We start from the raw sequence: 12,704 nt of genomic DNA on the forward strand, positions 1-12,704 counted from the left end.
CTTATTCCCCGTCCTGATTGTCCGCCATCGAATTATACCGATACGCACGCTGCGCGGCCGTCGAGGTGAATTTTCGGTGATACGCCTCCAAATGCGGAAGAAGGGTGCCGATGGCATTCCATGCCTGCGTTTCGGCCTGCGTTTCCGGAACTTTCAATATATCTGCAATTTCGAGCAGCACGGCTTCGCGATCGATCGTGGTCACTCTGCCGTTGTCGACGACCAGGCATCCGCCGATAAACACCTGATGGACGGCATGCCGACCCCCGCGATGCAGAACGGCATCCACCGCAGGTGTCCTCATATTGAGATGCGGGCGGCCAATCTTTCGCTGATCCATCAACACGATATCAGCTTGCAGACCGGGCTCCAGCCGGCCGGTGAAGCCTGCGAAGCCAACGGATTTGGCGCCATGTTCCGTGGCCATCTGCAGCACGGCACCGGCATCGGGCCGGTCATTCCACAGTCCGGTTTCGCGATGCAGCGACCAGACAAGCTTCATTTCAAGCGTCATATCGCGATCATCGGCGATGTTCGACTGGTCAATGCCGAGCGCCACCGGAATGCCGCGACGCCGCATCTCGTTGACAGGGGCGATGCCGCTACCAAGTCGGAGTCCCGAAGAGGCATTGTGGCATACGGTGCAGCCGCAGTCGGCGATGATGTCGAGATCGGCGCGGCTCATCCAATTGCCATGGCCAAGCGTCACATTCGAACCGAGGCACTCGAGTGCCTTTAGATGCTGCACGGCGCTGTGGCCGAACTTATTATGGGCAAAGCTTGATTGCCGCTCGGTTTCCAGAAGGTGCATATGCACCTGTGCACCGGAGGTACGTGCCGTCTCGAAGATGGTCTGGAGGCATTCATCGGTGCACCAGTGAAGGTTCGCAGGCGCGAGATTGATGCGGACATGATCGGGCTGCGCCGCCGACCAACGCTCGCTAAGCGTTCGATAAAACGCCATCAGTTCTGCGACGGGCACCGCGGCGGCGTTGAGTTTTGGGGCAATCCATGCGCGCACGGGCTCGGGAAGAGTGGCAAGAACGTTTGCGTCGTCATCATATGTGAGGATATTGCGGTCGCGGATCATAAAAGAAAAGCCCGCCCGCATGCCGATCTCGGCATAGGCTTTGAGCGTCGCATCGGCCGTGGCCATCCAGCCATCCGGTGCGCCGGCAAATCCGCTGTTGATATGCTGTACCATCGTGGTGCCACTTTCCAGCATCTCGATCGCCGAATAGAGCGTGTCGAGCCGGACATCGATGTGGCGCATCGCCCGGAATTGCGGCAGCCATAATTCCAGCGGCGCGAAAGGCACGCCCTGCATCAGGGGCGTTATCCCGAAATGGTGGTGGCTGTTGACCAGTCCCGGCATGGCAATCATGTCGCGGGAGCCAAACCGGGGAAGATGGTCGTTGCCATAGGCAACCGCCGGCATCGGGCCGATCTGAGCGATCATGCCCCCGTCGACACGGATGCCGACATCATGGCGCATCGCCATGGTGCCGTCGGGCGCAAGGCCGCAAAGCACCGTACCGGCTTCGATAATGCAATCGGCGATTCTCGATGTCGCTGCCATCATTTCATGTAGTCTCCGATGAGACCGAGACGGCGAGCAACCACAACGTGATAGAGCGGGTCGCCATAGACCTTCATTTCCTCGCTTGCGGAAAAGGCAAGGCTGATGTCGTGCTCATCGTAACTCCGCGCGGCGATCGCATGTATCTCGGGCCAATCAGGAGTCCGGATGTTACGCCAGCGTTCAACCGCGACCTTGTCCGGCATCTCGGGAAAGCCAAGCTCGCCCATCAGTGCGGCAATGCCCTGCCAGAACACGCGCAACATCCGATAGAGCGTTTCCTCGTCGCAATGAGGTGCAAGCAGACGGATCCAGTGCAGTCCGGTGATGACATGCAAGGCTGCAAAATGCTGGGTTGCGGCAAACAACGAAAGGGCAGCGGATGCCATCTGCTCCATGGTCTCCGGCCCAATTTCGAGCCAATCGACGACGGGAGCGAACGCCGGCACATTGCCGGCGTCTCGCATATTCTGCCACAGCAGGTCGTGCAGCTTCATGCCATGCAGTGGCGCGATCCTCGCCGTCATCGCAAGCACTTCGGCCGGATCGCGCGTAATCGGCGGCTCCCCCTTAGCGGATGGCAGCGGCAGATAGGTGGCAGCCCAATAGGCAAGCGCAATGGCGACATCGGCCTCACTGCCGCGAAGAACGCCATAGGCCGTTCGCATCAGTGCATGAAAAGCGCTGGCTGCAACGCCGGCCGCAAGATCGGGGAGGTAGAGCTGCAACGCATCATGGATTCCCAGCCTCGTCAGCTCGCCGGTGAAGAATATGCGCAGGTCAGGTTCGCGGTCGCGCTGTCCGATTGCCGCCTTCCAGCCATTGCCATCAAGTGGCGCGATCGGTTGAGCGAAGGGTATGAGCTGCTTTGCATCCCTGTAGTAATCAAAGAAGCGCCGAAGTTGAGAGGGCGTGCCACCGATACGGTCGAGCGCCACGAGAACCATTGGGGCATGGTTGGCGAATGTACGTGAAAATTCCGAGCCCCATCCCGGCATGTCGGTCAGAATTGCTTCGAGGCCTTCGGCGGTTTCTTCATTGGAGATCGCTGGCATATTGAGCCTTTCTAAGAGTGGCGGCGCCGCCTTCGGCCTCGTTCTCCGCCAGGATCCGCAAGCGGATGGCGGAGGGGTGGGCGTCACCGGATCGAAGCACCAGCGTCGTGACGAGCCCGTCGATAAAAGTTGCGTCCTGGGGGCGGGCGCCGGTGCCCGGATTGACCGGGAAAGCTGGAAACGATGCCGCCTGGATGGAAAGACGCAGACAATGACCCGCCGGCACCGTCATGCACATCGGACGCATCCTGACGATAATCACCGATGCATTGTCATGCGTCATTACGGTTTTATGACCTGCGGTGACCGTGACGGCCGCCCCATTCGGGTTGAGTACACTTAAGATGCAATCAAGATCGAAGCTCGGCCGGTCGCAGGCCAAGAAGAGCTCGACGTCCGGTGCTCCAACCAGAAAGAGCGGGCTGTCGAGAGGTCTCGACGTATAGACGGCCACGTCGGCCCGGTCGTCGATCGCTGCCCTGTCGGCAAAATCCGCAGGCGTCCCCAGATGCAGACCGACGCTTGGAGCTGGCCGCCATGGATCGTGCACCAGATAATCGGCGCTCCAGGAGCCTGCCTTGTCGTCAAGCTTGCCATCGACACTCGTCGGCGCCGCCCGACCGCCCGACTTGAGATGGAGCGGCAACTCGTCGGTCTGCGGCAGATTTTCGAAACCGACCCAGGCCTTCCTGCTCACATCGAACAACCGAATTCTCGGATAGCGGTTTTCGCGGCCTTTCAGGACCTCATCGAAGAACGCTATTATCTCCGGGTCGATCCCGCCTGCAGCTTTAGGCCCGACATCCAGCACACCGGCCCGTCGGCCCCAAGGAAGGTGCGACCAGGGGCCGACGGATAGCCGCTGCAGGCAGGGACCGGACGAAAAAGCGTCAAAGGCCGCGAAAGTGCCCTCGAGCATGATATCATTCCATCCGCCGACATGTAGGACCGGAACGTCCAGCGTTACGCCCTCAAGCACCGTCTTTGGCGACCTTGCCCGCCAATAGGCCGGGTCGTCAGCGAGCCAGTCATGATAATGCGTGTATCGCGCCGCATGCTCCAACGCTTCCGGCCTTGCCGAAATCATGCCGGAATGCAGCGATGGCAAGGCGGCGCGCAATGCGTCGACAGCGGCGATGTCGCCGGCCAGCCGGGCATTTTCAACCGCCATTTGGCAGGCCCAAACCTGGTTTGACTGCAAACGGAACCCGTCGCCTTCGAAGGCCCAATGATTGCGCACGTCGAAGGCCGCCATTGCGATTGCCATGGCATCGGGTACTTTCCCGCCCGATCGTTTCGCGCCGGCAAGCGCCATGTACTGGTTCATGCCATGGTAGCTGAACCCATAGCTCGCCACCGCACCATTGCCGCCGGCAAGATCGGCTGCCAACGAAAGTGTGAGTGCGCCATCGGCGATATCATCCTCGAGAATCCTGAATACGCCCTGCGATCCACCCCTGCCTCGAACGTCCTGCACCAGCACAATATAGCCTTGGGCTGCGTACCAGGCCGGATGCGCGAGAACGACCGTCGAGGCCACCTTCCGTCCGTAGGGCAGCCGCATCACCAGAACCGGATATGTTTCCGATCCGACGGGGCGATAGACATCGGCGGCCAAAAGCACTCCATCCGCCATGCGCATATGAAGAGTTTCGACGTCGCGGATCGCCAGCATGACCTATCTCATTGCCGAAAGCGGGTTTCGGAGGTGAGCTGGCCCATATCAAAGCCACGAACGGCTTCGATGAGACGGACCAATGCAGCCGCGGCACGGTTAAGGACGACCGCACCCTTGTCGGCATCGGCATTGGCGGCATTGCCGCAAACTCCGGCCGGATGAAGGTCCTGCGCCTGCCAGCCGAAGCCCACCGCGCCCTCTGCCGTTAAAAGGCTGCCGGACTGTTCGATGCCGACCGTCAGCGACACAAAGTCTTCGGCCTTGTCCATGACGACCAACTCTGGCGCAATGGCAAGCATCATGCTGGTTTCGATATCGCCGCCGTGAATGCCGTGAAGAATTTCCGTCGAAGAAAACAGATCGTCGACGGGCGCAATCCGGAACCATGAGCAGGCGACCGCGAGCATATCGAGCTCCACGCGGATATCACGGCAGGCCATGTCCATGAGCGAAATCTGCCCGCCATGCGAATTGAAAAGAATGAGCTTTCGGACACCGGCGCGCTTGACGCTTCTGGCGATGTCGAGCCAGACCAGACGCAGTGTTTGCCCGGAGATGGTGAGCGTGCCCGGATAGGCCAGATGCTCATCCGACTTGCCAATGCTGAGCGCGGGCAGGATCAGGACGTCGGCGCCGGCGTCGAGCAAGAGCGTCATCCGATCAAGGATGCCGGCATTGATCGCCGCGTCCACCTTCACGGGAAGATGGGGACCATGCTGCTCGATGGCCGCGATTGGCAATATGACGACCGTCTCGCTCAAATCACGGGAAGCGAAATCGGCGGTCGAATAATCCGTCCAATAAAAAGAGGTCGTCATGACATGTCCTCAAACGCGATCGTCGAATTGGTCAGGGCCGGTCGGACGCGGATTTTCCGCAGCCACACGATCCTCAAAATCGTCGGAAACCGGCAGATCGGGCGAGGCATAGGCCGCCAATGCCGGCAGGATCGTTTCTTCCTGATCGAGAAGAAGCCGGCGCAAAACACCGCGCACGAGGCGAGGAACACCATGCTTATGTCCGCTGATCGAGGTCGAGTGCGGGCCGTGGCTGATGAAACTGCTGCTGTTGAAGGCAAATACACGGCTGAGCCATGTGTCGGCAGCGTCTTTGGCAACGAAGCCGTAGAATGCATCGAGATACGGAAGCTGGGCGAGACGAGCGTCCTTGTCAGGGGCCCGCGGCGTGTAGCGCTCTCCCCAGAGCGCAACCTTGTCATGAATGCTTGTAAGTTCCGGTCGGGCAGCGAGGTCGATCTGCATGCCAGTCGCGAGCAGGAGATGGTCGAACTCCAAAATACCATCTGGCGTATCGACACGAATTGCGTCCGCTTGCTCGGAAACCGCAAGCCACGGTGTGGCCGGCCGCAGTCGAAACCCCGCAAGGCCCATGGCGGTTTCAAAACTCCGCACCGGCGGCGGCTGATCGGCGCTGCGGAAGAAACGCGAAATATTCCAGCGCGTACTGTCGGAGAGATCCGGATAATGCGTCATCATCCCAGGTGTCTCAATCGCACGATGCGGGTTTGTGCGCGGCAGCTTCGCACGGCGAAAACAGAGATCGACGGAGACAGCACCTGCTTCGAGAGCCTTGATCGCGTTGTCGAACGCGGACGCGCCATGCCCGAGCATGCCGATGCGCAAACCTTTCAAAGCCTCAAAATCAATGGGACCATTTGTGTGGTTGAACCTGTTTGGCGGCAGTCCTTCGGAGACGAAATCTGGAACCCGCCATGCACCCGCACCATCATATCCAGTGGCCAGGACCACGGTGCGCGCCAGAGATTTTCCCACCACGCCGCGGACATTGGTGGTGACGGCTATGACGTCGCCTGCAGGGGCCACGTCGATAACCTCGCAGTGATTTGTAATCGCGATTTCGAAGACGTCGGCATACCAATCGAGATAGGCCTTCCAGTCCCTTCTTGGAATACGGGGCAGCTCCTCCCAAGCGTGACGCCCGTAAACTGTCTCGAACCAGCGTCGTACGGACAGATTGACGACATTGAATTCGTTGCCGACCTGCGTTTTCGGGGTGCGCAATTCCTCCATGCGTGCAAAGGTCAGCCATGGTCCCTCGGCCCCTGGCGCGGCGCTGTCGAGAACGCGCACGTTCCTCACCCCGTCCCACTTTAGGGCTGCCGCGATCGTGATGCCGGACTGTCCAGCCCCAACGATAATGACATCGGCGATCTCTATCGCATCTGACCGTTGCAGATCGGCGATCCAGGATGGGTTCGGATAGCCAAGGGCGGCGAGGTCGGCGCGGGCGGCTTGTTTCAAGTCGTCAACCGTCATCCGCGGCACGTCAGCGGGGGAGAATGTCATGTTTGATCTCGCAAATGAGCCGTGCGTCCGCGTAGACGGCGTCGGCGATTGATCTCTGTCAGCGCCACGATCAGGGCCGTTAACAAGAGGACGACCATCTGCATCGCATTCAGGTCGGGCTTGAGTTCGCGCCGAAACTCCGATGCGACGATGAGGGAAAGCGGCTGTGTGCGGCCGGCCAAAAACATGGAGATCGTCAAATCCGCCAACGACAGAATGACCCCGATGGAATAGGCAGCGCTGAGCGCGACATTGAGCTGTGGAAGCAGAACGCGCCGGAAACTCTGCCACGGTGTCGCACCTAGATCCCGAGCCGCCTCCTCCAGCCGCGGATCGAGCCGAATTAACACGGCAGCGATGATTGTTGTGGTGAAGGGGATGGCAACAATCGTTTGCGCGAGAATGAGAGCGGTTGCTCCGCGTCCCAGTCCCACCCAGCTCATCAGCATTGCCTGCGCGATGGAAAGGACGGTCTTTGGGACGAGAAAGGGTACGAGGATCAAGACGGCGAATGCGCCCCGGAACGGCATTCGCGGCGACGTCAGGGCCAAGGCGGCGATAAGGCCGATGAACGCAGCCAAAAGTCCGACAGGTTGGGCAATCAGAAAGCTGGTTACGAAGCCACCCTGAAACGCCGCGTTGCCAACAAGATCGGCGTACCAGGCCAAGGTGAAGCCGCTTAGGGGAAAAGCCATCGTACTTGACGCGTTGAAGGAAAAAATCCCGAGGACGACTATCGGCAGGTAGAAAAAGCAAACCGCAAAACCAAGTGTGACGATCACAAATCGGGTCATTTCAACCCCCGCCGGAATACTGCCCTTGCGCCATCGAGCCGCAGAAGGACGGTGGCAAACCCGCTGGCAAATGCGAACAGGACGACAAGAAGGCTAAGGGCCAAGGCGGAGGCCAGCGGCCAATCGAAGGCGGTGCCGAACAGATTGTCGATCATCGCCATCGGCGTCGCGCCCGACGTTCCGCCCAGTAGGCTGGGAGTCATCATATCGCCGGCAGCCAGAGCGAAGACCGTAAAGACGCCGACGGCCAGCCCGGGGGTGGTCAAAGGCAGGACAACCTTCAAGAACGCATCCAATGGCCGGGCACCGAGATCCCGGGCGGCCTCGATCAGCCTTTTGTCAATCAACTCGGCCGAAATCCATATCGCCAGAACCATGAACGGCAGATTGTTATAGAGCAGCACGAGATGCGTGGTGAACGGCGAAAATAACAGGAATTTCAAGGGCTCGTCGACAAGGTGGAGCCATTGCAGGACGGCGTTGATCAACCCTTCGGAGCCAAGAACGACACGCCAGGCATAAATTCGCACGATCTCGCCGGTATAGAGCGGCGTCAGCAGGACGATACTTGCGACCCCTTTCCAAAGAGCAGGCAGGCGCGTCATCGAAATCGCAATCGGATACCCGACGAGAGTCGCCAGCGCCGCTGTCCCCGCACCGGAGACAACGGCCTTGCCGATCAGAAAGGCGAAGACCGGATTGGTAAAAATCTGCGACCAGCTCTGTCCCGAAAATGCCGGAACCATCGTGAAGGCGTCGAGATCCACCTCAAAGAAGCTGAACACCAGGAGCAACGCGAGCGGCAGAACGCAACCCACCGATAAAAGACAGGCGACGGGCAAGGCAAAATACGCGCGATGGAATGCCAGGGCCATCACTCGACCCTCGTGATGAAGGCACGATCGGGATCCAATGCCAGGCCGACATCCGTTCCTGGGGCAAGCGGATGATCCGCCATGAACCGCAAGGTGATGCCCCTCACCCCGGCCTCGATGAGATATCTGTCGCCCTTGAACACGACATGCTGGATCGTCGCGTTTATCACGCCCGCGCCGGTGGCAACGCGAAGATTTTCCGGTCGAATGGCGAGCACCGCCTTGTCCCCACGCGACAATCCCTCCACAGCCGGGCACTGGACGATGCCGATTGCCGTCTCGATCGCCGCCGATCCGGGGACCGCGCCGCTGCCGGCAATCTCGCCGGGAATGAGGGTCGCCGCGCCGATGAAATCAGCAACGAAGGCATTGGCGGGACGCGCATAGATCGTCAAAGGGTCGCCCTTTTGCACGATACGCCCCTTGTTCATGACGACGACGATGTCGGAGAGCGCGAAGGCTTCGTCCTGATCGTGGGTCACGTAGACGAAGGCGATACCGAGACGCCGCTGCAAATCCTTCAATTCGATCTGCAGGTGCCCGCGCATCTTTTTGTCCAATGCGGACAGGGGTTCGTCGAGCAGGAGAAGATGTGGCTCCGCGATGATCGCGCGCGCCACCGCGACCCGTTGCTGCTGGCCACCCGAGAGCTGGTGCGGATATCGTTCGCCGAATTCCGCCATATGCACGGCATCCAGCGCCCTTTTGACGCGTGCCGCCACATCGACATTGCTGTGGCGCCGCAATGTCAACGAGAACGCGACATTTCCGAACACGGTGAGGTGCGGAAACAACGCGTAGCTCTGGAACACGGTGTTGACCGGACGGCGCTCCGGCGGAACGCCGGAAAGCGAGCGCCCGTCAAGCACGATCGATCCGGCGTCCGGCGTCTCGAAGCCGGCAATCATGCGCAGTATCGTGGTCTTGCCGCAGCCGGAGGGCCCGAGAAAAGTGGTGAAAGCCCTTTCGGGAATGTCGAGATCGACGCCGTCGACCGCGCGGTCCTTGCCATAATTCTTGGTCAGGCCACGGGCCGACAGCAAAAGCCCGGACCTTGACGGATCGGACACCATGTCAGGCATGTCGACCTTCATCAGCTTGCCTTGACTTCATTCCAAACCTTCAGCCACTCCGAGTAATTCTCCGGGGCGACCGGCCACATGAAGGATTTCATCACATCCATGTCGTCGACGAAGATTGTTTCCTGCTCCTCCTTCGACAGCTTGTCGCGAATGATGGACGAGGTGGTCGCGTAGTTGCCGATCTTGGCAATCTGGGTCGCGAAGTCCGCGCCGAGCAGATAATCGACGAATTTATAACCGATTTCAGTCTTTTCCGGAGACAACGTTGCCGGCATGGCAAAGCAGTCGCACCAGCCCATGATCCCGGCTTTCGGCTTCGCCATTCCCATGTTCAGCTTGTCTTTGAGCGCGTCGTAGGGAACCCGCCACGAAAACGCGCACGAGACCTCGCCCGTGGCAAACAGGTTTGTGAGATCGCCGATCGTCTGCCAATAGGTACGCAACAACGGCTTTTGCGCGACCAGCAGCTTTTTGGCTTCCGCCAGCTCCTTGGTCTCCATGAGGAAAACCTTGTCGCGCGATATACCGGCGACCAGACCGGCTATGGCGATAGACTCCAGCGCATAGTCGCGCATGGCGAGCTGGCCCTTGTATTTCTCGTTGAACAGCGTCGTGTAGTCAGGTTCGCTTTCGAACCTGTCCTTGCGATAGACGATCGGGTTCAGCCCCCAGAGATAGGGGACCGCAAAATGCTTGCCCGAGGCATCCAGAACCTTGGGCGTCGTCTTGAAGACATCGTACATTTTCGCGGCATTTGGGATTTTACCCATGTCGATTTCTTGAAGCAGCCCTGCCTTGATATAACGCCAGCTTCCGTTGAGGGACGGGTTGATCATATCCCAGTCAGAGGCCGTCCCGGTTTTCAGAGCTGCGAACTGTGCGTCCTCGCTGGAGAGATAGGACAGCTTGACCTTGACGCCGGTCTGCGCCTCGAAGGCGGCAATATATTCAGGATGGCCATTGGAATCCCAGGTCGCCCAGACCATTTCGGAAACGGCTGCTCTGGCGCTGTTCAATGAGCCGAACATCCCTGCCGCCGTACCGGCGGCAATCCCTGCAAGCACTTCACGTCGGGTAATTCCTGAACCGGCCATCATGCCCTCATCTGGTTGGTATTGGACTGCAACCAGTGTGGGCCGTTTAAAAAGAAACGGCCATAACCGAACATAAATAGACTATATTGCACTGCGAAGAAGATCGGCAGTCGGCATGCTGACAGCAAGCCAACTCGGCTCAACCGAATGCGGCCGCTTTGGTCCGCACAGCCTTGAGCGGCTCCGACGCCGTCGCATCGCTGGCGCGAACGTCGGCCGCCACTGATTTTATCATTTGTCGCAACCAGACATGGTCAGGCGACTGATGCTTGCACTCGTGCCAGAGCATATAGAACTGCATCTGCCCAAGTTCGCGAGGCGCCTCCAGAACGACAAAGGGAAACGCCTGGGCGATCTGCTCGGCGAAAATTCGCCCGGTCGTGAAAACGAGGTCCGATTGGGCGAGGACATAGGGCGCGATCGCGTATTCCGGGACCGATGTGGCTATATTGCGTTTAAGGCCGAGCTCGATCAGCCGCCCATCGATCGGGCTCAGGTGAGCGCGTTTATCCGACGTCGGAGAAAGGTGCTTTTCTGTGAGGAACTCTTCCATCCGAATGGGTTCGCTACGGCTCGCCAATCTGTGGCTCGGGCGGACGACGCAGACAATATCGGTGGTCAATAAAGGGGATATCCTCAGATATTCCGGCGGATGCGGCCAGTTCCCAATCACCGCATCAATGGACCCGTCCGCCAGCTGGCTGAGGAGATCATCGTAGCTCGGCATGTGGGATGCATCAACGCCGACATTCGGCGCCTTCTGCGCAATCTTCCCGACAAGCTGCGGCAGAAACACTGCGCCGAGGCAATTGTCGGCAATGATGCGGAAGGTTCGCCTGGCATTCTTGGGGTCAAAGGTAGGATCGGGAGCAAGGTGCGTGTTGATCTGGCCGAGTATATCGCGCAACGTCTCCTTCAATGCCAGTCCGCGTTCCGTTGGCACCAGCACGCCGCCAGACCGCACCAACAACGGATCGTCCAGCATTTCGCGCAGCCTTTTTAGCGTGAGACTGACTGTCGGCTGGGCCTGACCCAAGAGGTCGGCGGTTCGCGAAACACTGCATTCTGTCAGTAAGGTCAGCAACGTGCGCATCAACCGCACATCCAACGTGCCATTTGCCTGCCTTGTCATCGTCCGCCGTCTCCATCATCGTGGGTCGCGATCGCCGACGGAACACGCATTTTTCGTGCCAATCTGGAATTGGAAGCGTCTTTCCCTTTCCATAATCCGTCATCCCGGCTTGGCGGCGGTCGAGGCAAGGCGTACGGGATATATCCACGGTTTGACGTCGATCAACCCGCCTGGACGCCAGCGTGAAATTACAACGGTGGTGAACATGATAGCCACGACAAATCATAGCCATTGATAGCTTGGGTACTTCCCTCAATTTGCGGGGAGTTCGCTATCCACTATTGCAGACATGCCGGTGCCTGCCGGAGACAACCAATGCCCGGAGTCATGCTCAACGACTTTGGCGCAACCGACCATCATCTTGGCAGCTGAGGCCACTGCCGGGAGGCCAACGTTGTGCAATTGCCATCATATTCCCGGCGACCTGCAGCATCGGGTAGTTGATGGCCGATAAGAAATGGAATGAGGTTATCGCATACACGATGCTCGATCTTCCTTCGCTCATTCCGATGATCATGGCGGTATCGCTGTGTCTTTCGATCCTCCTGTTTCACGGTCTCACTGGTGTTCCGCCAGTACCGTCCAGCTCGGCTGAAATTGCCGATGTTGTCGAATTGCTGCGGAATGCGGATTTGCCGAAGCGCGCGATCATTTACGAGCTCGGAAGCGGCTGGGGTTCCATGGCCATCGCACTTGCTCGCGCGTTTCCGGATGCGGAAATCCGCGGGATCGAAATCTCCCCCGCACCCTACTTGCTCTCAAAGTTGAGGGTGCGTCGCTTCGAAAACGTGACCATCCGCTGGGGGAATTTCTTCGACCATGATGTAAGTGATGCCGACGCCGTGACGTGCTATCTCATGATCAAGCCAATGCCAAAGGTCAGCAGCTTCCTCGACCATATGCTCAAGGACGGAACGCCGGTGGTGTCGCTGACATTCTGGTTTCGCGACCGCCGGGTCGATGCGTCGCGGGAAGGACCGGGACTGCGGGGTGGTGCCGCACTTTATTACTGGCCTGCGCGCAAAGTTTAGGGATGCCCCGGCGGCGACCTGTTTCAAGCCACCGCGAGGATCGCGCGTGAGACGCGA

General features: G+C 59.2%; 11 protein-coding genes. 1 reads left to right on the top strand and 10 read right to left on the bottom strand.

Translation table 11 applies throughout. The annotated features are described in order from the left end of the window. Position 1: 1 nt before the first annotated feature. The 10 genes from FHX11_RS14585 to FHX11_RS14630 form a co-directional block, all read right to left on the bottom strand. Positions 2–1,501 (bottom strand): amidohydrolase family protein, encoded by a 1,500-nt coding sequence (locus FHX11_RS14585; RefSeq protein WP_246781008.1) that lies wholly within the window; start codon positions 1,499–1,501, stop codon positions 2–4. 77 nt (positions 1,502–1,578) lie between these two features. Next, entirely contained in the window at positions 1,579–2,634 is a 1,056-nt protein-coding gene (locus FHX11_RS14590) for a questin oxidase family protein (RefSeq protein WP_246781009.1), read from the bottom strand. Continuing rightward, positions 2,615–4,309 carry a CocE/NonD family hydrolase gene (locus FHX11_RS14595; RefSeq protein WP_184358362.1) on the bottom strand — a complete coding sequence of 565 codons (1,695 nt, stop codon included), beginning with the start codon at positions 4,307–4,309 and terminating at the stop codon, positions 2,615–2,617. The genes FHX11_RS14590 and FHX11_RS14595 overlap by 20 nt, the downstream gene beginning before the upstream one ends. A gap of 8 nt (positions 4,310–4,317) precedes the next feature. Further along, positions 4,318–5,130: a creatininase family protein gene (locus FHX11_RS14600; protein ID WP_184358363.1), complete on the bottom strand. Its 813-nt coding sequence runs from the start codon at positions 5,128–5,130 to the stop codon at positions 4,318–4,320. 9 nt (positions 5,131–5,139) lie between these two features. Further along, positions 5,140–6,639, bottom strand: a complete 1,500-nt coding sequence (locus FHX11_RS14605) for an NAD(P)/FAD-dependent oxidoreductase (RefSeq protein WP_184358364.1) — start codon at positions 6,637–6,639, stop codon at positions 5,140–5,142. Beyond that, positions 6,636–7,433 (bottom strand): ABC transporter permease, encoded by a 798-nt coding sequence (locus tag FHX11_RS14610; protein WP_184358365.1) that lies wholly within the window; start codon positions 7,431–7,433, stop codon positions 6,636–6,638. Before FHX11_RS14610 ends, FHX11_RS14605 begins: the two co-directional genes overlap by 4 nt. After that, positions 7,430–8,308: an ABC transporter permease gene (locus FHX11_RS14615; protein WP_184358366.1), complete on the bottom strand. Its 879-nt coding sequence runs from the start codon at positions 8,306–8,308 to the stop codon at positions 7,430–7,432. Before FHX11_RS14615 ends, FHX11_RS14610 begins: the two co-directional genes overlap by 4 nt. After that, the gene (locus FHX11_RS14620) at positions 8,308–9,390 is read right to left on the bottom strand and encodes an ABC transporter ATP-binding protein (RefSeq protein ID WP_184358367.1); all 1,083 of its coding nucleotides are present in this window, start codon (positions 9,388–9,390) and stop codon (positions 8,308–8,310) included. Before FHX11_RS14620 ends, FHX11_RS14615 begins: the two co-directional genes overlap by 1 nt. Before the next feature lie 11 nt (positions 9,391–9,401). Further along, a complete protein-coding gene (locus FHX11_RS14625; protein ID WP_246781010.1) occupies positions 9,402–10,487 on the bottom strand; it encodes an extracellular solute-binding protein in 1,086 nt (361 codons plus the stop codon). Positions 10,488–10,623: 136 nt separating this feature from the next. Then, positions 10,624–11,616: a LysR family transcriptional regulator gene (locus FHX11_RS14630; RefSeq protein WP_184358368.1), complete on the bottom strand. Its 993-nt coding sequence runs from the start codon at positions 11,614–11,616 to the stop codon at positions 10,624–10,626. Positions 11,617–12,059: 443 nt separating this feature from the next. On the opposite strand from FHX11_RS14630, the gene FHX11_RS14635 reads away from it, so the two are divergent. After that, entirely contained in the window at positions 12,060–12,647 is a 588-nt protein-coding gene (locus FHX11_RS14635) for a class I SAM-dependent methyltransferase (protein ID WP_184358369.1), read from the top strand. The last annotated feature ends 57 nt before the right edge of the window (positions 12,648–12,704 follow it).

The organism is Rhizobium sp. BK602 (genome assembly GCF_014195095.1).
Classification (GTDB): domain Bacteria; phylum Pseudomonadota; class Alphaproteobacteria; order Rhizobiales; family Rhizobiaceae; genus Rhizobium.

Coding starts and splice junctions, on each gene's coding strand:
- FHX11_RS14590 (WP_246781009.1), bottom strand. CDS start 2,634: ATGCCAGCGATCTCCAATGAAGAAACCGCCGAAGGCCTCGAAGCAATT.
- FHX11_RS14585 (WP_246781008.1), bottom strand. CDS start 1,501: ATGGCGATGCGCCATGATGTCGGCATCCGTGTCGACGGGGGCATGATC.
- FHX11_RS14605 (WP_184358364.1), bottom strand. CDS start 6,639: ATGACATTCTCCCCCGCTGACGTGCCGCGGATGACGGTTGACGACTTG.
- FHX11_RS14600 (WP_184358363.1), bottom strand. CDS start 5,130: ATGACGACCTCTTTTTATTGGACGGATTATTCGACCGCCGATTTCGCT.
- FHX11_RS14625 (WP_246781010.1), bottom strand. CDS start 10,487: ATGATGGCCGGTTCAGGAATTACCCGACGTGAAGTGCTTGCAGGGATT.
- FHX11_RS14630 (WP_184358368.1), bottom strand. CDS start 11,616: ATGACAAGGCAGGCAAATGGCACGTTGGATGTGCGGTTGATGCGCACG.
- FHX11_RS14620 (WP_184358367.1), bottom strand. CDS start 9,390: ATGCCTGACATGGTGTCCGATCCGTCAAGGTCCGGGCTTTTGCTGTCG.
- FHX11_RS14610 (WP_184358365.1), bottom strand. CDS start 7,433: ATGACCCGATTTGTGATCGTCACACTTGGTTTTGCGGTTTGCTTTTTC.
- FHX11_RS14615 (WP_184358366.1), bottom strand. CDS start 8,308: ATGGCCCTGGCATTCCATCGCGCGTATTTTGCCTTGCCCGTCGCCTGT.
- FHX11_RS14635 (WP_184358369.1), top strand. CDS start 12,060: ATGGCCGATAAGAAATGGAATGAGGTTATCGCATACACGATGCTCGAT.
- FHX11_RS14595 (WP_184358362.1), bottom strand. CDS start 4,309: ATGCTGGCGATCCGCGACGTCGAAACTCTTCATATGCGCATGGCGGAT.